At 63.8% G+C, this 25,178-nt stretch carries 25 protein-coding genes; 13 read left to right on the top strand and 12 right to left on the bottom strand.

Annotated elements, in window-relative coordinates:
- The 3 genes from D0Y60_RS11795 (at window position 1) to D0Y60_RS11785 (ending at window position 2,960) form a co-directional block, all read left to right on the top strand.
- The gene (locus D0Y60_RS11795) at window positions 1–582 is read left to right on the top strand and encodes a UbiX family flavin prenyltransferase (protein WP_117370094.1); all 582 of its coding nucleotides are present in this window, start codon (window positions 1–3) and stop codon (window positions 580–582) included.
- A 1-nt stretch (window position 583) separates the two neighbouring features.
- Entirely contained in the window at window positions 584–1,522 is a 939-nt protein-coding gene (locus tag D0Y60_RS11790) for an XdhC family protein (protein ID WP_117370092.1), read from the top strand.
- 685 nt (window positions 1,523–2,207) lie between these two features.
- Complete coding sequence (locus D0Y60_RS11785; protein ID WP_245409161.1) at window positions 2,208–2,960, top strand: WecB/TagA/CpsF family glycosyltransferase; 753 nt, start codon at window positions 2,208–2,210, stop codon at window positions 2,958–2,960.
- A gap of 4 nt (window positions 2,961–2,964) precedes the next feature.
- Here D0Y60_RS11785 and D0Y60_RS11780 read toward each other — a convergent pair whose 3' ends face one another.
- Genes D0Y60_RS11780 through D0Y60_RS11770 form a run of 3 tightly spaced genes read right to left on the bottom strand, consistent with a single transcriptional unit; the run spans window position 2,965 to window position 7,836 of the window.
- Window positions 2,965–4,485 carry a hypothetical protein gene (locus D0Y60_RS11780; protein WP_199564164.1) on the bottom strand — a complete coding sequence of 507 codons (1,521 nt, stop codon included), beginning with the start codon at window positions 4,483–4,485 and terminating at the stop codon, window positions 2,965–2,967.
- A gap of 1 nt (window position 4,486) precedes the next feature.
- Complete coding sequence (locus D0Y60_RS11775) at window positions 4,487–5,605, bottom strand: cellulase family glycosylhydrolase (protein WP_117370088.1); 1,119 nt, start codon at window positions 5,603–5,605, stop codon at window positions 4,487–4,489.
- Window positions 5,602–7,836, bottom strand: a complete 2,235-nt coding sequence (locus D0Y60_RS11770; RefSeq protein ID WP_117370086.1) for a GumC family protein — start codon at window positions 7,834–7,836, stop codon at window positions 5,602–5,604. Before D0Y60_RS11770 ends, D0Y60_RS11775 begins: the two co-directional genes overlap by 4 nt.
- Window positions 7,837–8,028: 192 nt before the next feature.
- On the opposite strand from D0Y60_RS11770, the gene D0Y60_RS11765 reads away from it, so the two are divergent.
- Both D0Y60_RS11765 and D0Y60_RS11760 read left to right on the top strand, forming a co-directional pair.
- A complete protein-coding gene (locus tag D0Y60_RS11765; RefSeq protein WP_117370085.1) occupies window positions 8,029–9,384 on the top strand; it encodes a lipopolysaccharide biosynthesis protein in 1,356 nt (451 codons plus the stop codon).
- Window positions 9,381–10,538, top strand: coding sequence for a glycosyltransferase family 4 protein (locus D0Y60_RS11760; RefSeq protein ID WP_117370084.1), 1,158 nt, complete (start codon window positions 9,381–9,383; stop codon window positions 10,536–10,538). The genes D0Y60_RS11765 and D0Y60_RS11760 overlap by 4 nt, the downstream gene beginning before the upstream one ends.
- On the opposite strand, the gene D0Y60_RS11755 is transcribed toward D0Y60_RS11760, so the two are convergent.
- From D0Y60_RS11755 to D0Y60_RS11725, 7 genes are all read right to left on the bottom strand, one after another.
- Complete coding sequence (locus D0Y60_RS11755; protein ID WP_117370082.1) at window positions 10,451–11,938, bottom strand: hypothetical protein; 1,488 nt, start codon at window positions 11,936–11,938, stop codon at window positions 10,451–10,453. The two genes, D0Y60_RS11760 and D0Y60_RS11755, sit on opposite strands and share 88 nt — an antisense overlap.
- Entirely contained in the window at window positions 11,938–12,813 is an 876-nt protein-coding gene (locus tag D0Y60_RS11750) for a hypothetical protein (RefSeq protein WP_245409160.1), read from the bottom strand. Before D0Y60_RS11750 ends, D0Y60_RS11755 begins: the two co-directional genes overlap by 1 nt.
- 190 nt (window positions 12,814–13,003) lie before the next feature.
- Window positions 13,004–13,465, bottom strand: coding sequence for a hypothetical protein (locus tag D0Y60_RS11745; RefSeq protein WP_117370080.1), 462 nt, complete (start codon window positions 13,463–13,465; stop codon window positions 13,004–13,006).
- Window positions 13,466–13,708: 243 nt separating this feature from the next.
- The gene (locus D0Y60_RS11740; protein ID WP_117370078.1) at window positions 13,709–14,137 is read right to left on the bottom strand and encodes a DMT family transporter; all 429 of its coding nucleotides are present in this window, start codon (window positions 14,135–14,137) and stop codon (window positions 13,709–13,711) included.
- Entirely contained in the window at window positions 14,134–14,616 is a 483-nt protein-coding gene (locus D0Y60_RS11735; RefSeq protein WP_117370417.1) for a DMT family transporter, read from the bottom strand. Before D0Y60_RS11735 ends, D0Y60_RS11740 begins: the two co-directional genes overlap by 4 nt.
- A 120-nt stretch (window positions 14,617–14,736) precedes the next feature.
- Complete coding sequence (locus D0Y60_RS11730; RefSeq protein WP_117370076.1) at window positions 14,737–15,435, bottom strand: LrgB family protein; 699 nt, start codon at window positions 15,433–15,435, stop codon at window positions 14,737–14,739.
- Window positions 15,428–15,802, bottom strand: coding sequence for a CidA/LrgA family protein (locus tag D0Y60_RS11725; protein ID WP_117370074.1), 375 nt, complete (start codon window positions 15,800–15,802; stop codon window positions 15,428–15,430). Before D0Y60_RS11725 ends, D0Y60_RS11730 begins: the two co-directional genes overlap by 8 nt.
- 221 nt (window positions 15,803–16,023) lie before the next feature.
- Between D0Y60_RS11725 and D0Y60_RS11720 the strand changes: the two genes are divergently transcribed.
- From D0Y60_RS11720 to D0Y60_RS11695, 6 genes are all read left to right on the top strand, one after another.
- On the top strand, window positions 16,024–17,673 hold the full coding sequence (locus tag D0Y60_RS11720; RefSeq protein WP_199564163.1) for an ABC transporter substrate-binding protein: 1,650 nt from the start codon (window positions 16,024–16,026) through the stop codon (window positions 17,671–17,673).
- Window positions 17,674–17,690: 17 nt separating this feature from the next.
- On the top strand, window positions 17,691–18,758 hold the full coding sequence (locus D0Y60_RS11715) for an ABC transporter permease (RefSeq protein ID WP_117370070.1): 1,068 nt from the start codon (window positions 17,691–17,693) through the stop codon (window positions 18,756–18,758).
- A complete protein-coding gene (gene nikC, locus D0Y60_RS11710; protein WP_117370068.1) occupies window positions 18,755–19,672 on the top strand; it encodes a nickel transporter permease in 918 nt (305 codons plus the stop codon). The genes D0Y60_RS11715 and nikC overlap by 4 nt, the downstream gene beginning before the upstream one ends.
- Complete coding sequence (locus D0Y60_RS11705) at window positions 19,669–20,502, top strand: ABC transporter ATP-binding protein (RefSeq protein WP_117370066.1); 834 nt, start codon at window positions 19,669–19,671, stop codon at window positions 20,500–20,502. The genes nikC and D0Y60_RS11705 overlap by 4 nt, the downstream gene beginning before the upstream one ends.
- On the top strand, window positions 20,499–21,251 hold the full coding sequence (locus tag D0Y60_RS11700) for an ABC transporter ATP-binding protein (protein WP_117370064.1): 753 nt from the start codon (window positions 20,499–20,501) through the stop codon (window positions 21,249–21,251). The genes D0Y60_RS11705 and D0Y60_RS11700 overlap by 4 nt, the downstream gene beginning before the upstream one ends.
- A gap of 62 nt (window positions 21,252–21,313) precedes the next feature.
- Window positions 21,314–21,811 carry a hypothetical protein gene (locus tag D0Y60_RS11695; RefSeq protein WP_147324524.1) on the top strand — a complete coding sequence of 166 codons (498 nt, stop codon included), beginning with the start codon at window positions 21,314–21,316 and terminating at the stop codon, window positions 21,809–21,811.
- Window positions 21,812–21,826: 15 nt separating this feature from the next.
- Here D0Y60_RS11695 and D0Y60_RS11690 read toward each other — a convergent pair whose 3' ends face one another.
- Window positions 21,827–22,390, bottom strand: a complete 564-nt coding sequence (locus D0Y60_RS11690; RefSeq protein ID WP_199564162.1) for a pyridoxamine 5'-phosphate oxidase family protein — start codon at window positions 22,388–22,390, stop codon at window positions 21,827–21,829.
- Between the two features lie 130 nt (window positions 22,391–22,520).
- Here D0Y60_RS11690 and gcvA point away from each other — a divergent pair, with 130 nt between their 5' ends.
- Window positions 22,521–23,426 carry a transcriptional regulator GcvA gene (gene gcvA, locus D0Y60_RS11685; RefSeq protein WP_199564161.1) on the top strand — a complete coding sequence of 302 codons (906 nt, stop codon included), beginning with the start codon at window positions 22,521–22,523 and terminating at the stop codon, window positions 23,424–23,426.
- 104 nt (window positions 23,427–23,530) lie between these two features.
- A complete protein-coding gene (locus D0Y60_RS11680; RefSeq protein WP_117370060.1) occupies window positions 23,531–24,235 on the top strand; it encodes an SDR family oxidoreductase in 705 nt (234 codons plus the stop codon).
- A 44-nt stretch (window positions 24,236–24,279) separates the two neighbouring features.
- On the opposite strand, the gene D0Y60_RS11675 is transcribed toward D0Y60_RS11680, so the two are convergent.
- Complete coding sequence (locus D0Y60_RS11675; protein WP_117370414.1) at window positions 24,280–25,047, bottom strand: SDR family oxidoreductase; 768 nt, start codon at window positions 25,045–25,047, stop codon at window positions 24,280–24,282.
- Between the last annotated feature and the right edge of the window lie 131 nt (window positions 25,048–25,178).

The following is a 25,178-nucleotide window of genomic DNA, read 5'->3' as shown; positions in this document are numbered from 1 at the left end:
ATGACGCGGCCAAGACGCATGATCATCGGCATTTCGGGGGCGTCCGGGGTCATCTACGGCAAGCGCATCCTCGAAGTGCTGCGCGACCTCGAAATCGAGACGCACCTGATCATGTCGCGCGCCGCCTGCATCACGCTCGCGGCCGAGGCGGATTTTACCAAGCAGGACCTGGAATCGCTGGCGACGACCACCCATTCCAACAAGGATATCGGCGCGGTCTGTTCCTCCGGCTCCTACAAGACGCTCGGCATGATCGTCGCGCCCTGCTCGGTGAAGACCATGGCGGAGATCGCGACGGGCACGACGGACAACCTGCTGTCGCGCGCCGCCGACGTGGTGCTGAAGGAACGCCGCCGCCTTGTCCTGATGCTGCGCGAGACGCCACTGCATCTCGGCCATATCCGCAACATGGCGCAGGTCACGGAGATGGGCGGCATCATCTATCCGCCCGTCCCGGCCTTCTACGCCAGGCCGAAGAGCCTTGAAGAGATGGTCGACCATACGGTCGGCCGGGTGCTTGATCTGTTCGATCTCGACCCCGGCATTGTTCGCCGCTGGGAAGGAACGCAAGGAGGGGAATGATATGGCCGCCCGCATCGCCGAGAACCCGGACTGGATCGCCCCGGAACCCCGCGCGGCCTTCCTCTCCGACGATGCGATCGACATCCTCACCTTCGCCGCCGATGCGCTTGACGATGGCTATTCTGCAGCACTGGTCACGCTGGTCGAAATCCGTGGCGGTGCTGCCCGCGCCATCGGCGCGCAGATGGCGGTTCGTGACGATGGCCTCTATTGCGGCTTCGTCTCCGGCGGCTGCACGGAAGCGGCCGTCGCTGCCGACGCCGTCATCGCGCTGAGCAAGGGCATGGACCGCAATCTCCGCCTCGGCGAAGGCTCGCCTTTCTTCGATATCGTGTTGCCCTGCGGCGGCGGCATTACGCTTGCCATCCATGTGCTACGTGCCGGTTCGGTGCTGCGCAGCGCGCTGAGGGCGCTTCGGCACCGCATCCCCGTGCGCCTGCGCTACCATCCCGGCACACAGGCCTTGTCTTTCGAGCCGGGCGAGGGCACCAGCGGCTGGGAGGGCGATACATTCGTGCGCGCCTACCGCCCAAAGCCGCGCTTGCTTCTGGCCGGCACGCCGATGGAGGCGAGTGCAGTGGCACGGATCGCGACGGCCTCCAGTTACGAGGTCGTGACCATCGAGCGCGGCCAGACACCAACACCCGATCAGTTCGATGCCGATACGGCCGTCGCGCTGTTCTACCACGATATCGACCGCGAATTGCCGCTGCTCGACGCAGCGCTTTTTTCGCCCGCCTTCTATATCGGCGCACTCGGTAGCCGGCGCACCCATGCCAAGCGCTGCGAGGCGCTGCGCGGGCGTGGACACGGCGAAGACGATCTCGCCCGCATCAAGGCGCCGATCGGCATTTTCGACAAGGCCCGCGACGTCAACGCGCTGGCGCTGTCCGTTGTCGCCGATATCGCCGAGACTTATCTGCACGCCGCGCGCGTCTAAGCGTAGCGCCTTCAATGCTTCCACCATCGCGCCTACCATAACCCGGCGAGAATCGTCGCGGGGACGCAAGCATCACGATCGGCCAAGCCATCGTCATGGTCAGACGCGTGGTCTCGACGTGCGGGTAAATTGATTTTCCGCCTCGCATCGGGACATGGTTTTGGTTCATTTTGAATTTTATGCGATGCATCTTATGAGTGTGCAGACGATTTTCTGTCGGTCAATGGCATGCTCGCTCGCGCAAATTTTCCGAACGTGTGCTTTTTAAGTGTAAATTTCCCCTAATGATTGCGTCGTTTCCCAATAGGTTTTACGTCGTTTGCGCCGCCTCTCACGTGCAAATATGCTGAATCGAGGATTATCGTTTTAAAACAGCAGAATACGATATTTCATCTGTTTTGTTCTCTAATCTCGAGCGCAACCTTAAGATTTATAAAAGTTTAATCTATCTTTATCAGTTAACTAACGATTCATGATGTGCTTAACTCTTATGGTAGTATGACTTAAATCATATCAATCGGAGGTGGTTGATATGGGCAAAATCGACAAGGACACCAAGGCCAAGACTTCATCCCTGGATACACGCATAGGAAGAGTAAGATTGAGCCCGCCTTCCCTCTGCCCGGCAGGGGATTTGGACGGGATGGCAGGGGGGCGGCCAGACGATAGCAGCGCCGAGGCCGCGATGGCGCCATCGGTCGCGCAGGTCACGCTGGGAGGCTTGCCAATCGCCGTCATCGACCGGCACGCGGCGGCGGCGCTGCTGATCGCGGCGGCACACCGGCGGGGCCGAAAACCCTTCTATTCCACTTCCGCCAATGGCGAGGTCATCGCCAGGGCCCATGCCGACAAGGCCATCGCCCAACTCTTTCGCGGCGCCGACCAGATCCTTGCGGACGGCCAGCCCCTTGTCTTCGCTTCGCGTTGGCTCTGCCGGCAGAAGCTGCCCGAGCGCGTGGCGACGACCGACCTCTTTCACGATGTGGCGAAGATCGCGGAGCGGGAGCGGGTAAGCTTCTATTTCCTCGGGGCGAGCGAGGCGGAGAACAGCCGGGCCACCGCTGCGGTGCAGCGGCTCTATCCGGCGCTTCTCATCATCGGGCGCTGCCATGGCTATCTGACGGGCAGGGCGCTGGAGCAGAAGATTGAGGAAATCAACCGCCTGGCGCCGGATATCCTGTGGCTCGGCCTCGGCGTTCCGCGCGAACAGCTGTTCGTGCGCGATTTCGTCAGCCGGCTCGACCGCGTCGGTGTGATCAAGACCGCGGGGGGATTGTTCGATCATCTGGCGGGCAAGACGCCGCGTGCGCCGCTCTGGATGCAGCGCACCGGGTTCGAATGGCTCTGGCGGGCATCGATGGAGCCGCGCCGGCTGTTCTGGCGCTATCTGACGACCAATCCGCGCGCGCTCTACCTGCTCCTGCGCTACTCCCAGTGAGCGGTTATCGGCCCGCAGCCTCACGGATATGCGTGCCGAAGGATACACCGGTGAGAAGCAGGGCAAGGCCGAGCGCCAGCGGCGAGAAGAACGCCTCCTCCTGCAGCACGGCATTGGCCGAGATGGTGACGATCGCCACGAAGGCGAAGAGGAAATCCGGCCGGCCGCTCTCGACGAGCCGCCGGCCGGCGTTGACGGCAAGGGCGATGAGGAAGCCGAAGAACACGAAGCTGCCGATGCCCATCTGGTAAAGCATCACGCCGACGGCACTTTCGACCGGCACCGCCGCGGCACCTTCGCCCTGCGCGCGGTCCCAATCGAGATTGACGCTGGTGCTGGAGAGGTTGCCGCCAATGCCGAGCCCCTGGCCGAGCGGATTGCCGAGGAAGTCGCGCACGCCGGCAATGAGGCCGAGCACGTGGTAGTCGCCGTGCCGCGCACCATAGGCCGTCGCCGCCACCGTCCAGACGGTCGCGATAAGCACGACGGCGGCGAGCGTCAGCCGGGGCCGTGCGGGACGGTAGGTCATGCGGGCGGCGAGGGCGACGGCCAGCAGGAAGGCCGCGCCCTTGGAGCCTATGATCAGCAGCAGTGGGAAGGCCGTCAGAGGCAAGATCCAGCGGCCGCGAAACAGCAGCCAGGCGGAAGACAGGCTCAGCACATAGGCATAGCTGATCGGATGAAAATTCGGCCCGCCATTGCGGAAGATGCGCGGCAGCGCATCGCCGAAGAAGGCGGTGTTGAAGAAGGTGGCGGTCATGGTGTCTTCCAGCCCGCGCAGCACGAAGCCGGTTTCGCGCAGCGCCTTTTCCCAGGCGCCCGCTTCGATCTGCTCTTTCAGGCCGCGCTGGACATAGAGATCGCCATGGAAGAGCGCCAGAAAATCCATGCGGAATATCTGCTCCAGATAACCGTAGCCGACCGCGATGGCGCAGAGGCAGGCGACGGGCAGGCGCATGTCGACCCGGTAGAGGCTGGCGGCGAGAAGCGCGATGTGGAAACAGGCGAGCGGCGTGATCGTGTTGCGGAAATAGATGACCGCATCCTTCGGCCCGCCGCGCACCGCGCCAAGCGCCAGATAGAGCGTGATGACGGTGCAGAGCGCGAAGATTAGGTGCAGCCAGGGCCGAAGCTCGGGCAGGGCGCGCACACGTGCCTGAAACGCTGCGGGCAGGAACAGGCCGAAGATCGTCATCAGGATGACGAAATTGGCGCCGCGCAGCGCGTCGAACGTGGCGTCGTCGGGCACGAAGGGCGTGAGCCAGGCGACGACGAGGTTCTGGAACAGGAAGGCGCAGGCGATCACGGTCGGCATGCCGGCCGGCACGCTGACCGCAAGCACGGCGGTGATGAGGACGGTCGCGACAAAGCCGAAGGGCGTCCAGACGGCAAAGGCCGCGACCGCCGCGATGATGGTCGAAAAGGCAATAAAGAGGTGGAAGGCGGCGTCGGAGCGCTGATCGGCGCTTGCTGCTGGCGGAACGGCTGCGTGTCGGGTTTCGAACGAGGGGAAACCAACCATCATCTCACGGCCCATCCTCGAAAAGCGCTGCGAGCATCGCTTCATCGAAGCCCTCGGTGCGCGTGCGGTCCTTGATCAGGCCGAAGCCTTGGTCGAGTTCCCACCAGGCCCAGCCAATGCCGTGCGCCTCCGCCGCACGCCGCACCGCGCGTGTCCAGGCCTGGCGGCTGGCGGCATCGACGCAGAAATCGAGCACGCCGAATTCATTGAGCATGACCGGGCAGTGGGTGGCGGCGGACCATTCGGCGGCCTGGCGGAATTGCGCGCGGATGACCGCTTCCGTCCAGTCCGTTGCCAGCTGTGCTTCGAGGAGCTGGGCTGCTTCCGTATTGCCCGCGCTGCGAAGGGCGACGATACTCTTCCTGATGGCCGGCATGTCGCGTGTCGCGGGGAAGGGCAGGTCGCGAATGCGGGCGAGGGGGGACGCGCCCCATGTCTGGCACTGATGGGTGAAGGCCGTCGGCGCATAGAAATGCACCGCGGCGATCTGCCTGGCGTCATCGAGCGGCGGCGTGTCCGGGAGTTGCCAGATGCCCTGGTCCGGTGCCGGTCCCCAGACGATCGTGTGTTTCGGGCACGCGGCGCGCAGGATGGCGGCCAGCCGGTCGCGGAGGGGCAGCCAGTTGGCGGGTGCCATCGGCGGCTCGTTGAGAAGTTCCGGATAGACCCGGTCTGCGGGCAGATCGGCGATGACGGGGCGGAGCGCCATCCAGGCTTGCGCCACCCGTTCTCCGCCGGCCACGGGATCGGTGCGGAGTGCTGTGTGAAGCGGGCCGGCGGGATGCAGGTCCGCCAGGACGGCGAAGCCGGCGGCAAGAAGCGTCTCGATGCCCTGCCGAATGGCTTGCAAGGCCGGCGCACCGGCAAGGGTGACATCGCCGTCGATGGGAAGGCGCACGGTTTCGAAACCTGAATGGCGGAGCTTTTCCAGCACCGTAGCCGCAGGGGCGACGCCATCCTCCTTGTCGAACCAGCCGGCTATATTGATACCGCGCGAGGGTGCTGCGGTTTTGGCGCGGGCGAGATGTGAGCCGGCCACGGCAAGTGCAACGGCCCCCGCCAGAGACAACAAGCTGCGGCGTGTCAGCACGCCGTGGCTGGCGATGCCGCATGCCGGCGTCACGAGGCAGCTCCGGGCACAGCGAAGGTCATGCCGGCTGTCTCCCCTGCGGCGATGACCAGCGTGGCGCTGCGTCCGATGTTCTTTGCGCCGAGGTGTCGGCGAAGCTGATTTTGCGCCTTTTCAAGTGTTTCGGCAGGAGGAAGGGCGAAGAGCATCAGATCGGCCGCGGCGAAGAAAGCGGTATTCCAATCCCGGTTGGCAAGCGATGGAGCGAGCAGCAGAACGAAGTCGAAATCCGCGGTGAGCGTTTCATCGAGGGCGAAAGGCCGGTCGCCGCCGAGAGGGCACACGATCGTTGCCAGGCCGCTGGCGCCGTTGATGAAAATGCCGCTCCTGCCGCCGTCCTGAAGCCGGTGGCTTGAGAATTCAACGACGAGCACGTTTTGCACGGCCTGCTGAAGGCTGATGCCGATCATTGCGCAAGCAAGCCGCGCCTCGGCCGGATCGCGCAATGAGGAGACCAGCAGCATATGCGGCGCGGCATCGTCGGTAAGACGCGCGGCAATGCGCCGGACAAGCGCCAGCAGGCTTCGGGAAAACGCTTCGCCGCCCTGCCGGAGAAAGCGTCGTCGCAGGGTTCGGATGCGGGCGGGCACCGCCATGCCCGCAACACCGGGAAGGTCGTAGCGCCCCAAATCTTCAGGGCGTGCCCCGGCAGAAGCGTCGTCCTCATTCTCTGCCGCGTCGTTGTCTTCCGAAACCGCGCCCAAGGAGGTTCGTCCGCTTCGTGCCTTGTCGGGGAAAGACTGGGTGAGCACCTCCTGTCCCTTCATCCTGCCCTCCCTATCAGTCTCTTCGCGGGGCGCGGACAAAATAGGCTGCAACGCGGAGATACCGGTCGTTGCATGCTTGCCGTTCCCGGTGTCCACACCCTCGAAGTCCCGCTCTCTCGCGCCGACAGGCCCTCCCGCCACAGCAAGGCCACAGCCGACGAGCAGGCCGAGGGCGGCGCTGACGGGCAGGAGAAGCATCGGCGTCGGCCACGTCGGCTGCACGGGCGGTGCGGCGACGCCGATCACCCGGGCTTCCGAGCGCTGAAGTCCCCGCATCTGTGCGGTTTCCTCCGCCCGCTTGAGCATATCGTCGAGCACGCTGCGGGCAGCTTCGGCCTTCGCTTCCAGCCGCCGCAATTCCACCTGCGCGGCATCGGCCGCCTGCGTCTGGCTGCGCAAGGCCGCAAGCTTTGCCTCGATCGTCGCAACCGCCTCGTTGGCGAGGTCGCGCTTGGCCTTCAACTCGCGGGCGATGCGTTCTGCCTCCTTGCCCATCAGCGTCTGCGTGCGGGAAAGCTCCGAGCGCAGGCGGCGGATCGTCGGGTGGCGTGCCTGATAGATGGCTTCGGCATTGGCAAGTTCGGCCGCGCGCTGGTTGTAGTCGGCGCGCAGGCGGTCGATTGCAGCGGAGGAGACGATGTCCGACAGTTTCTCGAGCGCCTCGGGAGATGCGCCTGCCGCGACGGCCTGCTCGTAGCGCCCGGTCGCCTGGTTGGCGCTCGTGCGGGCGTCGATCAGCTGGGTGGTAAGCTGGTCGATCTGGTCCTTCAGCGTGCCGCCGGCAGCGGGATCGAGAATTTCATGCGCGATGCGGAAGGCGCCCACCGCACGGTCCGCCTCCGTGACGTTCTGCTGCAGGGCGGCCGTTCGCTCGGCGAGCCTGGTGTTGACATCCGCATTGGCGCTTTCGCGCTCGTCCGAAAGGCCGGCCCTATAGCGTTCGACGATGGCATTGGCGATCCGGGCCGCCTTTTGCGCGGAGGAAGACTTGAAGCTGACGTCGATGACATAGGTCAGCCCCGCCCGCTCCACCGTGACACGCCGCTCGAAGCGCCGGAAGACCGCATCCTTCCCCGGCTTGTCTGTGCCGCCCAAAAAGGAGAACAGGCCGTGACCGGCAAACTCCGGATCCTCGGCGATCCGCTCGCTCTCGAAGACGGCCATCAGCAGGTCGCGCGATTGGATGACGAAGACCTGGCTCGCCACGGCCGCACTGTCGGCGCCGATGCCGGGCAGCACGGTTTCGAAATTGGTGGAGCGCGCATCGCGAGGGTCGATCAGCAGGGAGGCGGTGGCCGTATAGGTCGGCTTGGTCACGGCGAGGTAGACAAGCGCAAGCGCCAGCGCACCGGCAGTCAGCGCAAGAATCCTCAGGCGGCGACGCCACATCCGCGCGCCCACGGCCCCCACGTCGAACAGGGGCGGAAACAGGTTCCCGGTTGAATCCAGCGCTGCCATGCCTGCCGTCTCTGCCTTTTACACCTGCCCGAACGGTCAGGTTGTCAAAAGAGTTACTACCACAGGTATGGTTAAAGATTTCGAAAGTAACCATTGCGAGCGTTTTCGATAGCGCCGCGGCGGGATTGAGTCTATCCCGGAATGCGCGCATTGAGCGCATCGTGACAGAGAATTCCATTTATAGGGTATTTCGTGTCCAAAGGCGAACGACTTCCGATCCGCACGCTCGTCCGGCACGGCGCCGCTGCCGGCATCATTAAGCTTGCGAGCGCCGGCCTCACCTTCCTGCTCTTCATGGCCGCGGCCATGGTGACGGATCAGCGGCAATTCGGACTGTTCAGCACGGCCTATGCGGGGGCGAGCCTTGTTTCCTTTTTCTCGATTGTCGGCCAGCACGCCGCCGTCTTGCGCTTCTGGCCGCAATATGCCGGCATCGGGGATATCGCATCGGCCAACGGCCTGATGGTCCGAGCGATGCGCCTGACCCTGATAGGCCTTACCGTTTCCACGCTGCTTGTCGCGGCGGTTGCGCTTATGCCCATCGCCGGCGTGCCGGAATGGCAGTCGCTCATTCTGGCAACCGCCGGATTGACGCTTGCGCTCGGCTGGTCGGAATTCACAGCCTGCGCCCTGCGCGCCAAGAACGACCTCTTCGGCGGCCTCTTGCCGCGCGATATCGTGTGGCGCGTGGTGGCTATCCTGGTCTTCGCCTTCTCCGGCTTTTTCGCGCAGGGCCTGAGTGCGGTCACTGCGACAACGCTCTCGGCAGGGCTGCTTCTCCTTTGCGTTCTGCCACAGACGATCATTCTCCTGCGCGACACATACCGCAACTTGCGCGGACCGCTGACGCCGGCGCAGAAGGCAGAGTTCAATACGGTGACGCTCGGTCTCTGGGGTGTCACGGCGCTGCCGCCGGCGCTCGGGCAGGCGAGCACGCTTCTGGTCGCGGCGATCCTCGGGCCGGAGGCGGCGGGCGGGATTTTTGTCGCCGACCGCGTCATGCGTCTTGCGGTGCTGGCGTTGAACGGCATCAACCAGGCGGTTGCACCACAGATATCAGGTGCCTTTCACCGGGGCGAGCGCGAGCATGTGCAGCGCCTGACCGGCCTTGCGGCCATCGGCGGTTTTGCGCTGGCTCTTGCCATGCTTGTCGTGTTCGTGCTGTTCGGTCGGCCCATCCTCGCCATCTTCGACCCCGCCTATGCGACCGGCACGCTGCACGCTGCGCTGATCCTTCTCGGCCTCGGCGCCGTCATCGGCACGGCCTGCGGGCCGACGGAGCTCACCATGCAACTGACGGGCCTGCAGCGGGAGCTTTTTCGCACGCTGGTCGTCGTCAACACGCTCGGCCTTGCCGTCACGGCCGGGCTGACCCTTTTGCTCGGTCCGGTCGGCGCGGCGCTCGGCATGGCCGGCACGATGGCGGCCTGGTGCATGCTCGGCGCGACGATCACCCGCCGGCAGATCGGTATCGATCCGTCCGTCTTCGGGTTCTTCACCGGGCAGGACGCCACCGCCGTCCGCCTTCTACTGAAAGGCCGCTCATGAAGATCATCCAGGTTCAGACGCAGGCGGAAGCCGGTGGGGCGCAACGCATTTCCGATATGCTGGGCGAGGGGCTGCGGGCGCGTGGGCACGACGTGCGGACGGTCTTCCTCTACCGCAAGACCGATGTTTACAACAGCGATCCACATGCCGATTTCATCCTCGCCGAGCCGCCACGGGGAGCGTTTGGCCAGATGCGCGCGGTGCTTGGTCTCGTCGGCTATATGCGCAAGGCGCGGCCGGATGCTGTCCTCTCGTTCCAGCATTACGGCAACATTGCCGGCACGCTCGCCGCCCGGTTTTGCGGCGCCGCCACCATTGTCGCCAACCAGAGCGGCGCGCCGCAGGCGCATGGCATGCGCGGGCTGCTGACGCGGATCGATCGGCTGATGGGGAGGGTGGGTCTCTATCATCGCAACGTCGTCAATTCCGCGTGGACGCAAACGCAGTTCGATGCCTTTCCGGCGGCCTATCGCGAACGCCTGCATCGTATCGATCACGGCGTTGCCGCTCCCACCAGTGCTTTCGACCGAACGGTTGCGCGTAAAGCCTTCGGCCTGCCGCACGGGGCCACGATCGTGCTGTCCTCCGGCCGCCTCGCGCCTTCCAAGAACCAGGCGGCCCTCGTTCGCGCGCTGGCGCTGATCCCTGACGTGCACCTCGCCATCGCGGGGGCGGGGCCGGAGGAAGCGCACCTTGTGGCGCTTGCCGAGACCCTTCATGTGCGCAGTCGCCTGCATCTCGTGGGCGAGGTGCCACCGGCCCGGATTTTCGAGTTTCTCGCCGCAGGGGACGTCTATGCTTTCGCCTCGATGACGGAAACCTTTGGCCTTGCCGCCGTCGAGGCCGCGGTGGCCGGCCTGCCGGTCGTTGCGGCCGATCTGGATGTGCTGAAGGAGGTGCTGACGACAGCCGAGGGGGCGCCGTCTGCACTTTTCGTGCCGTCGGATGCGGACGGTTTCGCTGCTGGGCTGACCGCTCTTTTCTCGGATCCGAAACTGGCTGCCAGTCTCTCCGTCGCCGGACGGCGGCTCAGGCAGCAATATGCGCCCGACGGGATGTGCGCGGCCTATGAGGCTCTGCTGCTGCCCGGCCGTTTGCGCACCACGGCAATGCCGTCGATCACCTCGAGCGGTCCGGAGCGGTTGAGCGTGTGAATGCGCTGATAGGGCCAGTCGCCGTCCGTCCGGATGGTGCGCGGTTCGGAAAAGCGGACCGTGGTGTCGTCGAGCGCCAGAAGTTCCGCAAGGCCAAGTCCGCCGCCATAGCCGAGCGTTCCGTCCTGCACCGGCAGAAAAAGGCGTCCCGATCCGTCCCGAATGAAGGCGCCGCCCGGCCGCGCCCGACGCCGGTCGATGAGGATCGGGTTCAACGCGTGCGGCTTCCAGGGGCCGGTGAGAACAGGGGCGGAAAACACCACGAGCGTATCGGATGTGCTGCCGTGGCCGTCGCGATGCGTGGCGAACAGCCAGAGTTTCCCGCCATGTTCGAGCAGGGTCGCGTCGGAGATTTCACCTTCGAGCAACACCGCTTCTGCCGTCCATCGATCCGGAAAATCCACGGCGCGGTAGAGGACGAGCCGTCCGCCCGCGCTTGCTTCCGGAAGCATCCAGACTGCGCCGTCCCGTGCGAAGACCTGCGGATAGGAAAGATGGTGCGGTTCTTCCAAAACGACTCTTGGAGCCTGTGATTTTCCCGTGTCGTCGAAGGGCACGACGGAAATTGCAGCTTTGCCGATGGCATGGACGTAGTCCTCGACGAAGAGGTAGGCGCGACCTTGCCAATGGAAGGGGAAGGGATCGGCATAGAAGCAATTGCCGTCGTCCGGCAGTATCTGCCAGCCCGTGCCGAGCTGTCCGGTTTCAGCGACGCCTTCCCCGTCGCGACACCGGTAGCCGATCCGCCAATGGGCATGCCGGAAGCGCAGGCGACGCCATGCCTCCCGGCCCAGGCGCGGCAGGGACCGCAGGACATAGGCGCGTGTGAAACCCACCGCCGCGTGCGCTGGTACGGGTGTACCAAGAGAGACAAGGCGCCTTTCGGCGAAGGCGCGCACCATTGACACAAGCAGCGTCACCGCTCGTGCGAGCACGTCTTCAAGGCCGAATACGGTTGTTTCGCGCCGGTCGATCATGGGAAAGGCCCGTCCGACTATGGTTTTTCCGTCGAGGACGGCTTCAAGGGCCGGAAGTCGTCCCATGGCGACGCAGACGGCGACGGCCAGATCGAGGACAGCGCCATCGAAGCGAAGCGTTAGCGTCGGTACATCAACGGAAACCGCATCGCCGGTCAGATCGAGGCGCAGAGCGGGCAGGCGTTGCCGGGGCATTTGCGCGATGGTGTTAAGGCGGACGGAAAGTGCCTTTCCCGGTTTGCGCAACAAGGTTCGTTCCAGTGAAAGAAGGATATGCACCGCGGCCGGCCAAGGCTTTGCCGTCTTGTCGTGCAGCACGGCGACGTCATGCCCTTCCGCGATAAGCCGCTCTATCAGCACGCGCTGCCAGCGGCGCGGTTTTTCCCGTGGCACGATGACGTCTATGGCAAGATTGTGCACCATCACGAGCCGAAGACGACGAATTCCGTAAAGGCGAGATCGCCGGGCCAGGGTGGGTTCGGCCCCTTGGCATATTTCGGCCCGACGCCGGCAAAGTAACGGCCCAACAATCCCTGTATCGGCCCGCAGGCATCGACGATGCCCAAGATCTTCCCTTCGCGCAGAAGGTGCCGGCCCAGTGCACCGGCACAGAGGCTGAGATCGGCGTGTGAGCGGCAGTAGATGACCTGGCTGCACGGCACGAGCCCGCGCAGCACGCTTCGCGCCTTGAAAACGAAGGGATAGGTGACGCCGTTCCTGATACAGACGAACGCGTCGCAGCCAAGCGCGGCGTGTTCGAGCAGGATATGGCGCTCGTTTTGCGTCAACGCATCGAGCTCCGGCGTATCCGGCCGCGCCGCGACCGTTCGGCCGCCTCCTGAAAAGCTCAGCAAGGGCAGGAATGCGTGCTGCCCCTCGGCAAAACGCTTGAAACGCAGCGCCTCCGTCACCTTCAAGGTTACAGGCGCCGGCGTAATGCTGAGATAGGTTACATCGCGGCGACGCATCGCCGTCATGATCAGCTTGCCGGCATAGGCCCGAAACGCCTCGTCGACGGCCCAGCTGGAGAGATTGCAGCGGATGCCTTCATCCGCGCCATGGCGAAAGAACAGGGTCAGCATGACGCCGACGATCTGCCCGGCAGTGTCCAGAACATAGCCGTATTGCGGCAGGTCATCCACAACCGGCCGTCGCCCCATGCGCGCAAGCGCCTTCTGCCAATGATGTCTTGGTCGCTCGGGAAACCCCCGCTCCAGGCAGCTTATCACATCATCGAAATCGGCTCCGTCGATGGGCCGGCAAACGAGACCTTCCGGGAGGGCGCCAAGAATGCTCATCCATGTCATCCAAACTTATAGTTGTGAAATTATAAAGACACAATTATAGAGTGTTTTGACTCGTGTAAATGCCTTCTTTGAAATCGTACGGCTGCACATCATCGGGTCACGCGCAGTAGCGCGCGAATGCGAGTGGAATCGCCGCCGCATCCTCTCGAGGGGCGGCGGATTGCCAAGGCGTGCGAAAATCTTAGAGGAGGGGCGTGATGGCGAGTGGCAGGCCTACGACGATCATGAGGCTCAGAATCAGGGCGGAAACCAGTTTCAGACGGTTGCGCTTTCGGGTGGATTCGCCGGTCCAATCATACGCCATACTCTTCCCCTCATAGGCATGCGTGTCGCGATTGCATTCGCGAGCCGGCAAATCTGTCTGCAACGGCGCATTACGGCAACCCCTGAAATCTTTAGGTTCTTCCGGAACATGCGCGCTCCGGCAGAGGCGATGTTCAGCAGTCTGGCCGGCGTTCCCCGTTTCCCGACAGCGGTTGAGCGCGTCCTGCAGGATGCGGCGGGCGCGATAGGCGCAGAACGGAATGGTTTGACCGTTGCCGCGTGCCTGCTCCAAGCGCTTGTCGATATTGCGGATGGCACGGGCTAGGCGTTCGGTGGGCGGCATTTCGGGTAGGGGCGAGCGGAAGCGTCGCTGCGGCATGTTCATTTCCTCGAATCGGCGCCGTCATGGCGCCGCGTGGACCCTAACCGGCTCGCCGACCGAACCAAGCTACTCATGATTGCGAGGCGTGTCGCGGTGCGCAAACCCTCAAGGCCGATCAGAAAATTTGAATCGAATGCCAGCGATCGGCGGACCGCAGGCAATGCGCGGATGCCGCCGTGCCTCATTTCGAGACGGGGTGCCGGGCTGTGCGAATATCGATGATGGGATCGCCTTTGGGGTCTATTCGCGCGGCCGGCGCTGAGCGACCACCATGCCGGCCATGATGAGCACGACGCCGAGGCTTGAGAGCCAGAGCGAGAGCCGACCGGACTGAAGCAGATCGATAGCAAGGCCGCACACCATCTGGCCGCCGATGATGAGAAGTGCCGTATTGACGGCACCGATGCGGGCGACGAGCCAACTGCTGAGCGCCACGAAGACGACGCCGATCGGGCCCCCGAGATAGGCGTACCAAGGCGCATTCAAAGCGCCGGCCGGCCACAGGCCGCCGACGGCAAGGCCGAGTAGCGTCAATGCGATGAAGCCGACGACGTGATTCCAGAAGGAGGCGATCAGCGGCGAGGTCGAGAGGCTGAGACGGCCGTTGAGCTGGCGGCTGAGGCCGACGAGCAGGCCGGCAGCACCTACAATCAGAATAAACGGGCTCATGCTGCGCCCTTCCCGGCCAGAAGGATCAGCAGGCTGCCGGCGAGCACGAGGGCGAGGGCTGCGAAATCCCTGAATGTGATACGCCGTTTCGGCAGCCCGAACAGGCCCCAGCCATCGGCGACGAGACCAAAGAGCAATTGCCCTGCGAGCCCAAGCGCCAGCGTGCCAGGCAGGCCGGCGGGCGAATTGACCGCCATGGAGGAGAGCACGACGGTTGCCGCGCCCGAGAGGCCGCCGAGATAGGCCCAGAGCGGCGCGGGCGGCCTTGGTTGCGAAGATGGGCGCCGACGGGGCAAAACGAGGAGAAAAAGCAGTGCCGCGACGGTCCCCGCCGCATGGGCGGTCCAGGAGGCGAACAGCGAATTGCCATAATGGGCAAGCGCACCGTTGAATTGCACCATCAGCGCCAGCAGGCCACCGGTGCCGAAGGCTATGAGGAAGCCAAGCGGGTGGGCATGGTTCTGGGGAGTGGAATGCATCATCGGCCTCCTGACGGTGCCGACCCGATCGTCCGCACCTCCCGGCTCCTGTCAGCAAAGCGGCCGAAGATCAAGCAGGCTCTTGGCTGGAGACGTCTATGGGCGCCGCCTTCGCTGCGGTTAGAGGAAGAGATGGACGATCAGCGAGGTCAGGACGGCGTTGAGGCCCATGGCGATGCCGGAAAACAGACCCGCGACCGGATCCACGGAATAGGCGCGCGCAGTGCCGATGCCGTGCGAGGCAAGGCCGACGGCAAAGCCGCGGGCGCTGTAGTCCTTGATGCGCATGGCGTTCATCATCGGTGTGACGATGATGGCGCCGCAGATGCCGGTGAGCACGACGACGGCGGCGGTCAGCGCCGGATCGCCGTTGAGGCCGGAGGAAATCGCCATAGCGACGGCCGCCGTGGTGGATTTCGGCGCAAGCGACGCGACGACGGACGAGGAGAAGCCGAGAAGATGGGCGAAGAAGACCGTCGCGCCGACGGCGGTGAGGCTGCCGGCAATGAGGGCGGCGAGCATCGGCACCAGATTGCTCTTCACCAGCGAGAGCTTTTCGTAAAGCGGAATGCCGAGCGCGACGGTCGCCGGCCCGAGCAGAAAATGGATGAACTGCGCGCCCTCGAAATAGGTCTTGTAATCGATACCGGCGAGGCAGAGTACCATGGCGATGACGGCGATCGTCAGCATGATCGGATTGAGCAAGGGATTGCCGGGACGCAGGCCCGCAATGGCGGTTGCGGCCAGCCAGACAACCAGCGTTCCCGCCAGCCAGAGCAGGGGAGAGGTGGCGAGATAGACCCAGAGCGCACTATTCATCGGCGTAGCAACCGGTCAGACGCTTCACCAGAATGAAGACCCAGACGGTCACCGTCAGCGTGATTACCGTCGACAGCAGCACGATGGCGAGCAGCGCAAAACCCCGGTCGCGGATAAGATCGAGATGCTGGATGATGCCGACGCCGGCCGGCACGAAGAGGATGCCGAGATTGGCGAGGATGGACCGCGACGTCTCCAGGGTCTGCTGATGCGCCGGTTGAAGCGTCTTCACGCCACCGGTCAGCGTCAGCACCACGGCGATCATGGCCATGCCGATGACCGGGCCAGGCACGAAGCCGCCGAGAAAATAGGCCGCCACTTCGCCGATCAATTGAAAGACCAGCAGGACCGTTATTCCGACAATCATGCGTTTCCCCTCACTCCATGCACCCGGCGCAGGCTGCGCTCCGGTCCATGGAAGGAGTAAAGACGTTTTGCCTCGAAATCCATGGCTCTCGGGCGGCTGTTTTCGATGGATGGGGACGGCCAGAAAGAGGGGTTGTCTTTTCCGCCAATTGTATGATTGACTTACGAAAATGACATCCGGTCATCGGATGCCGAGTCATCGTCAAAGAACGGGGAACGGAAATGAACAGGGAAACGATTTCGAGCCGAATGCGTCCGCTGCTCGCAGGTGCTGCCTTCTCGCTGCTGCTCGTCTCGGGCGGCATGGCGCCGGCCTTCGCCGAAACGCCGGCCGATACGCTCGTCCAGGCCTGGGCGATCGACGATACGATCACGCTCGATCCGGCAGAATCCTTCGAGTTGTCGCCGGCCGAATTCATCGGAAACGCCTATGATATGCTGGTGCGCCTCGACATCAACGACACGACCAAGGTCAAGGGCGGAGTTGCCGATAGCTGGACCGTGTCCGACGACGGCCTCACCTATACGTTCAAGCTGAAGCCGGGCATCAAGTTCGCCTCCGGCAATCCCGTCACAGCCGAGGATGTCGCGTGGTCCTTCGAGCGCGCCGTCAAGCTCGACAAGAGCCCCGCCTTCATCCTGACCCAGTTCGGCCTGACAGGCGATAATGTCACGGAAAAGGCCAAGGCCGCCGACGAGAACACCTTCGTCTTCACCGTCGACAAGGCCTATGCGCCGAGCTTCGTGCTGAACTGCCTCACCGCTACCATCGGCGCCGTCATCGACAAGAAGCTGGTGATGGAGCATGCCGAGACGAAGACGCCGAGCGACGAATACAAATACGACACCGATTTCGGCTATGGCTGGCTAAAGACCAACTATGCCGGCTCCGGACCGTTCAAGATTCGCGACTGGCGCGCCAATGAAATCCTCGTGCTTGAACGCAACGACAATTATTACGGCGAAAAGCCCGCGCTCGCCCGCGTCATCTACCGCCACGTCAAGGAAAGCGCCACGCAGCGCCTGATGCTGGAAGCCGGCGACGTCGATGTCGCGCGCAACCTGGAGCCGGGCGATCTCGACGCCGTCTCCAAGAACGCCGATCTTGCGACGACCAGCGCGCCGAAGGGCACGGTCTATTACATCAGCCTCAACCAGAAGAACGCCAACCTTGCGAAGCCCGAGGTGCGCGAGGCTTTCAAGTATCTCGTCGACTATGACGCGATCGGCTCGACGCTGCTCAAGGGCATAGGCGAAATCCGCCAGACCTATCAGGCCAAGGGCGTGCTCGGCGCGCTGGAGGCGAGCCCCTACAAGTTCGACGTGGCGAAGGCCAAGGAACTCTTGGAAAAGGCTGGCCTGAAGGACGGCTTCTCCGTGACCTTCGACGTGCGCAACACGCAGCCGGTGACGGGCATTGCCGAATCCTTCCAGCAGACAGCCGGACAGGCCGGCGTGAAGATCGAGATCATTCCTGGCGATGGTAAGCAGACGCTGACCAAATACCGCGCCCGCAACCATGATCTGTATATCGGCCAGTGGGGCATGGACTACTGGGATCCGAACTCGAACGGCGAGGCCTTCACGTCCAATCCTGACAATGGCGACGACGCTTCGGTCAAGACGCTCGCCTGGCGCAATGCCTGGGACATTCCCGAACTGACGGCGCAATCCAAGGCCGCGCTTCTGGAGCGCGACAACGGAAAGCGCGCCGAAATGTACCAGAAGCTGCAGCAGGAGGCGCTGGAAACCAGCCCGTTTGTCATGATCTTCCAGCAGATCGAAGCGGCGGGTCTGCGCGGTTCGGTGAAAAACTATAAGCTCGGTCCGTCTATGGATACGAACTTCCTCGCGCCCGTGACCAAGCAGTGAGCTGAAGGACCAGCTCCTTGAGCGCTGTTGCAAGTCAGAAGTCTGCAAGGCGCGCCAATCGGCGCGCCTCCGCGAGGCTGAAATCGGTGGCGGGTTTCCTCGTGGTCGTCGCCACCACTTATCTTGGCCTGCTCGCCGTAACCTTTTTCATCGGCCGCGTCGTGCCGATTGATCCGGTGCTGGCGATCGTCGGCGACCGGGCGCCTGCACATGTCGTCGAGCGCGTGCGGCTGGAGATGGGGCTGGATTTGCCCTATTACCAACAGTTCTGGCTTTACATGAAGGGCGTACTGAGCGGTGATTTCGGCACCTCGGTGCTGACGACAAATCCGGTTATGACCGATATCCGCCGGGTCTTTCCAGCGACGATGGAGCTTGCCACCGTCGGCACGGTCATCGGTGCGCTGATCGGCGTTCCGCTTGGCGTTCTCGCCGCCGTCCGGCGCGGCAGTTTCACCGACCAGGTGGTCCGCATCATCGGGCTCGTCGGCTATTCCGTGCCGATCTTCTGGCTCGGCCTGCTGACGCTGCTTGTTTTCTATGCCCGTCTCGGCTGGGTTTCCGGCCCCGGCCGCATCGATGTCGTGTTCGAATATACGTTTACGCCGATCACCGGCTTCTTCCTGCTCGATGCGATCCTCAATCGTGATTGGGCGGCCTTCCGAGATATCGTCTCGCACATCATCCTGCCGGCTTCACTGCTCGGCTATTTCTCGCTCGCCTATATCAGCCGCATGACGCGCTCCTTCATGCTGAACGAGCTTGGCCAGGAATATATCGTCGCGGCGCGCGCCAAGGGCCTGTCGGAGACCCGCATCATCTGGGGCCATGCCTTGCGCAATGCGGCGGTGCCACTCGTCACCGTCATCGCGCTGTCCTATGCCGGCCTGCTCGAAGGCTCGGTGCTGACGGAGACCGTCTTCGCCTGGCCGGGCCTTGGCCTCTACATCACCAATTCCCTGCAAAACGCCGACATGAACGCGGTGCTCGGCGGCACCATCGTCATCGGCTCCGTCTTCATCGCCATCAACCTGCTCTCCGACGTGCTCTACCGCATGCTCGATCCCCGAACGAGGTCCCGATGAGCGAGACCACCATGACCCGCCGCGAATGGCTCCTGACCGACAGGCCGCAATCGCGCCTTCAGGCGCGGCTCGGCCGCGCCTATGTCGCCTGGCGGCGGTTCACCGCCAACAAGCTCGCCGTCATCGGCCTCGTCATCATTCTCGGCCTCGTCTTCCTGGCGATCTTCGCGCCGTTGCTCGCGCCCCATTCGCCTTATATCGGCGATCTTGCCAAGGCGCGGCTGCTGCCGCCGGGGTCGGTTCACTGGCTCGGCACGGACGACCAAGGCCGCGACATCCTCTCGCGCCTCATCTACGGTTCGCGGCTGACCTTACAGGTCGTTCTGCTGGTCGCGGTCATCGCTGCACCCATCGGCCTTCTCGTTGGCACGGTTGCCGGCTATGCGGGCGGCTGGGTGGATGCGGTGCTGATGCGTATCACCGATATCTTCCTAGCGTTTCCTAAACTCGTTCTGGCGCTCGCCTTCGTTGCCGCGCTCGGGCCGGGCATCGGCAACGCCATCATCGCCATTGCTATCACCTCGTGGCCACCCTATGCCCGCATTGCCCGCGCCGAGACGCTGACAGTGCGCAATTCCGACTACATTCAGGCGGTGCAGCTGATAGGCGCATCCCCCTGGCGCATTGTGCTGCGTCATATCATGCCGCTCTGCATCTCCTCGCTCATCGTGCGCGTGACGCTCGACATGGCGGGCATCATCCTGACGGCCGCTGGTCTTGGCTTCCTCGGCCTTGGCGCGCAGCCGCCGCTGCCGGAATGGGGCGCGATGATCGCCTCGGGCCGCCGCTTCATCCTCGATCAATGGTGGGTGGCCGCCGCTCCAGGTGTCGCCATTCTCATCGTCAGCCTCGGCTTCAACCTGCTCGGCGACGGCCTGCGCGATGCGCTCGATCCGCGTGGGAGCGGCCAATGAGTGCGCTTCTCAACGTCGAAGACCTGCGCGTCACCTTCCCGACACGCACGGGTGTCATCGAGGCGGTGCGCGGCGTGTCCTTCACACTCGGCCGCGAGCGGCTCGGCATCGTCGGTGAGAGCGGCTCCGGCAAGTCGCAGACCGGCCGCGCCATCATGGGGCTCACCGCCGAACACGGTATCATCGATGCCAAACGGCTGGACTTCAATGGCATCGATCTCCTCAAGGCCTCGAAAGCCGAGCGGCGCGCGCTGCGCGGCAAGCGCATCGCAATGATCCTGCAGGATCCGAAATATTCGCTGAACCCGGTCATGACCATCGGCCGGCAGATCGTCGAGACGTTGCGCACGCACGAGCCGGTCGGCAGAGCGGAGGCCCGCAAGCGCGCGCTCGACATGCTCGCCGCCGTGCAGATCCGCGATCCCGAGCGCGTCTTCGATCTCTACCCGCACGAAGTCTCCGGCGGCATGGGCCAGCGCGCGATGATCGCCATGATGCTGATCGCCGGCCCCGAACTGCTGATCGCCGACGAGCCGACCTCGGCGCTCGACGTGACGGTGCAACTCGACGTGCTTGATATCCTCAATCGCCTCGTCGCCGAGCGCGGCATGGGGCTGATCTTCATCTCGCATGACCTGCGTCTCGTGTCCTCCTTCTGCGACCGCGTCATCGTCATGTATGCCGGCCGCATCGTCGAGGAGCTGCCGGCGGCAAAGCTCTCCCAGGCGCAGCACCCCTATACGCGCGGCCTGCTCAATTGCATGCCCGAGATCGGTGCGGATCGGCATCCGTTGCCGGTGCTCGACCGCAAACCGGAGTGGAGAACATGACGCCGGCTCTCGCCATAGACGGCCTCAGCGTCGAGTACGACGAATTCGTGGCGCTCGACGATGTCAGCCTGACGGTTGCGCCGGGCGAATCCTTCGGTCTCGTCGGTGAATCCGGCTCGGGGAAATCGACGCTGCTACGCGCCGTCGCCGGGCTTGCGCCCGTCTCGTCCGGCACCATCGCCGTCGATGGCCAAAAGCTCGGAGCCAAGCGCGACAAGGCCTTTTACCGCAAGGTCCAGATGGTCTTTCAGGACCCCTACGGCTCGCTGCATCCGCGCCAGACGGTCGACCGCTTGCTGCTGGAACCGCTGGCGATCCATGGTTTTGCCGATACCGAGGGTCGCATCGTGCGGGCGCTCGACGAGGTGGGGCTCGGTGCGAGCTTCCGATTCCGCTATTCGCACCAGCTGTCCGGCGGCCAGCGCCAGCGTGTGGCGATTGCCCGTGCGCTGATCCTCGAACCCTCCATCCTGCTGCTCGACGAGCCGACCTCGGCGCTCGATGCCTCAGTGCAGGCGGAAGTGTTGAACCTGCTCGAACAGCTGCGCGCAACCCGCAACCTCACCTTCGTCATGGTCAGCCACGACCTCGCGGTCGTCACACATATGTGCGACCGGCTGATGGTCATGCAGAGCGGCCGTGCCGTGGAAGAGCTCGCTTCCGACGATCTCGCCGCCCGTAGGGTAACTCAGGACTATACGCGGGGTCTTTTGACCGCCAGTGAGGGTTTTCGGCGCGATAGCGCTTAAAGCGGTTTGCTGCCGGAGACCTGCATGCTAGGCAGACGGCACTTTGTGACCGGATGAAGCCGATGCCCGTTTCTTTCTACGCCGATGCTATCGCGGAACTGCGTACCCTGTTTGCGCAACTGGATCGCAATCCCGATCTCTTCCAGACCTTCGACATGCGTCTGGAACTGGCGGCGGCCGGCAGTCTCGTCGTCTACGAGACGAAGCGCCGCAAGGGCCAGACGGACAGTCTTTATTACGGCCGCCCGAGTGCAGACGACGCCAACCGCCAGATTTCGCAGGCCGCGGCCTTCGCCGCTATCGACCGTTTCTTTGCGCTCGGCCAGTTCATCGCCCTGACCGGCGAGGCGGCGCAGGCGCTCGATACGCAATACCCGCACTGCGCCGTCAACTTCTCCTATCGCAAGAAGGGGCATCCGGCCGCGCGCTCTATGCTGATGGTCTTCGTCGGGTTCAACGACGAGGCGGATGCCGCGGAGTATGTCGCGAAGGCGGAAAACTCCGCGGCCTTCATCTCCGAACGTCCGTATAAATCGGCGAAGGCCTACGAGTGGAAATGACGCGCCAACGTTAATTCACGGCGCAAGCCATGCGCCGTGCCAAGTAGTCCCTTGCCGTTCGAACGCGCAGCGGACGTGGTTTGCCGGGGACAGGTCGAGCCATTCGAGCCGGTTCAGCGTCACGGTGATGAGCGCAAAACGCGCGTAGGGCTCTTCATCCGACGGTTCGCCGGCCTGCAACGGCTGGCCGCTGTCGTCGAGAACGGTTCCCGGCGCATGCGGCGCGTCGAACAGGATCAGCGTTCTTTCCCGGAGCGATTGCCACATCTCCAGCTTTTCCGCTTCATCGTCACTGATTGCGGCGACACCGGAAAGGCGCAACTGAACCGACGCGGCTGGATCGAAGCCGACAAGAGAAACACGCGGATCGTTGCGGATCTCCCGGATTTTTGGAGAGCGCATGTCGGTGATGAAAGATAGCGTTCCGTTGGTGGCATCGCAGCGCCTCAGCACGATGGTGCGAAGCTGCGGCGCGCCGTCGAGCCCCGCTGTGGCAAGCTGGAGGAAGTTGAACGGCGAGCGGCTGGTCGCGGCAGCGCCGAGCTGGTCCCAGATTTTCGCCAGAAGGGTTGCCGTCACGATCTGCTCCGCTGCATGTGTTTGCGATTTTCTAGCATGCAGCCCGGATGCTGTCGAAAGAGTTCCTCTTTTCCCATGCGATAGAAAATCTGTTATGAGGGAAGCCCTTCTCTTTGTTCGGATTCCCGTCATGGCCGACCGCATCGGAAAATTGCCGTCACTCAACGGCGTGCGCGTCTTCGAAGTCGTGACGCGGCATCTGAATTTCCGGCTCGCGGCGGAGGAGCTTGGTGTGACGCAGGGCGCGGTGGCGCAGCAGATCCGCGGACTGGAGGCAGAACTCGGCCTGAAGCTTTTCGAACGCCACCCCAGAGCCCTGGCGATGACCGAGGCGGGCCGCAGCTATGTTGGCAGCATCCGCCGCGCCTTCGAACTGATCTCCGAGGCGACGGAGACCCTGCGGCCCGAGCCGCAGCATCTCACCATCAGCGTCACCCCGACCTTCGCTTCGAAATGGCTGATCCCGCGCCTGCCGGACTTCACCGCGGCGCATCCCGACATCGATCTGCGCATCCTCGCCACCGATAGGATCGCCAATTTTCAGACGGATGCCGTCGATCTCGCCGTGCGCTACGGCCGCCCCCCTTTCGGACCCGGGCTGCAGGCGGATCTGCTCTTCGAACATGTCGTGATTGCACTCGGCAGCCCGCTGCTCATCGATAAATTTGGCCCTCCGGAGTTGCCCGGCAATCTCGACCGATATGCCCTGTTGCACGACGCGCATAATTTCTGGCCGCAATTCCTGGAGCTTGCCATGGGGCAGGCCGCACCGATCATGGCGGCGAAGAACATCCGCTTCAACCAGACGTCGCTTGCACTGGAGGCGGCGATCGGCGGGCAGGGGCTGGCGCTCGCCAGCAGCTTCTTCATCGAGGAGGATATCGCGGCCGGCCGTCTCGTGCCCTTGTTCGGCACGCAATTGCGGGTCGGCGTGGATTTCTATGTCGTCGCGCCGCGAAAATCCCGGCATGCCGCCTCCGTCCATGCCGTGCGCACCTGGCTTCTGCAGGAGAGTGCGGCGTTCAAAGGTATCTGATGCAATAGATTTTCTACAGGAAGAGCAGCGCATTTTTGTTTGGTCGCGGATGGGGTCGCCGTGCCAGAATGCGGGCAATCAATCATTCGGGAAAGGATAGTTCGATGGCAGAACAGAAGGTCGCATTGATCACCGCCGGCGGCAGCGGCATGGGCGCGGAAGCCGCACGGCGGCTGGCAGCGGATGGCTTCAAGATCGGCGTGCTCTCGTCGTCCGGCAAGGGCGAGGCGCTGGCGGCGGAGTTCGGCGGCTTCGGCGTTACCGGCTCCAACCAGTCGAATGACGACCTGAAGCGTCTCGTCGATGGCGCCATGGAGCGCTGGGGCCGCGTCGATGCACTGGTCAACAGCGCCGGCCACGGCCCGCGCAAGCAGATCCTCGAACTCACCGACGAGGACTGGCACGCCGGGATCGACGTCTATTTCCTCAATGCGGTGCGTCCGACGCGCCTTGTGACGCCGATCATGCAGAAACAGAAGTCCGGCGTCATCATCAACATCTCCACCGCCTGGGCCTTCGAGCCGAGCGCGATGTTCCCGACCTCGGCCGTCGCCCGCGCCGGCCTTGCCTCCTTCACCAAGATCTTCGCCGACACCTATGCAGCGGACAATATCCGCATGAACAACGTGCTGCCCGGCTGGATCGACAGCCTGCCGGCGACGGACGAGAGGCGCGACGGCGTACCGATGAAGCGCTACGGCACGAGCGCGGAAGTCGCCGCGACGATCTCCTTCCTCGCCTCCGAAGGTGCCGCCTACATCACCGGCCAGAACATCCGCGTCGATGGCGGCATCACGCGCGCCATCTGATGCGCGAAAACACGACGGCGCCGGGAAGGCGCCGTCGTCAAATGTCAGATGGCGGTGAAGCCGTTGTCGACGAAGAGGTGCGTGCCGCTGACGAATTCCGACTCGTCGCTTGCCAGATAAAGAGCGGCGCGCGCGATATCCTCCGGTTCGCCGATGCGGCCCTGCTGGGCGGCGAGCGCGGCATCTGACACATCCACGCCATAGCGGTTCAGCGCCTCGATCTCGCGGTTGCCATGCGGCGTGCGCACGAAGCCGGGGCAGACGGCGTTGCAGCGGATGTTGCGATCGCGGAATTCCACGGCGATCGCGCGGGCGAACATATGCACCGCGCCCTTCGTCGTGCCGTAGAGCACTTCCATTGGCGTCGCCGCCACGGCCGAAATCGACGAGGTGCAGACGATGGACCCGCCGCCGCGCGCAATCATGCCGGGCAGCACGGCACGCGTAACGAGGAACATCGACCGTACATTGATCGCCGTCAGCCGCTCCCATTCCTCCAGCGTGGTTTCGAGGAAGGGTTTGACGATGATCGAGCCGGCATGGTTGAACAGCACATTGGCGGCGCCATAGCGATCCTCGACGGCCTTGATGGCCGAGATGACGGCGTCCTCGTCCGAGACATCGGCTGTGAAGGCCTGCGCATCGCCGCCCTGGGCGCGGATATCCGCTGCCGTTTCTTCCGCTGCGGCCGTATTGTAATCGACGATTGCAACGCGCGCGCCTTCCCGGGCGAAGAGGCGAGAGGCTGCCCCACCCATGCCGGTCGCGCCGCCGGAAATGATTGCCGTTTTTCCCTCAAGTCTGCCCGCCATCGTTTCACGCTCCTTCAACTGTCCGCAATATGCGGGTTTTCGAGCCCGCTGGATTTACGCGGTAAATTCCTCTGCCTCTCGTCGCAGGAGTCAATGGGAAAGGCGTTTCCGCGACGCGATCCCTGCAATGG

Source organism: Shinella sp. WSJ-2 (genome assembly GCF_003432075.1).
Taxonomy (GTDB): domain Bacteria; phylum Pseudomonadota; class Alphaproteobacteria; order Rhizobiales; family Rhizobiaceae; genus Shinella.
This window is presented reverse-complemented; position numbering and strand designations above follow the sequence as displayed.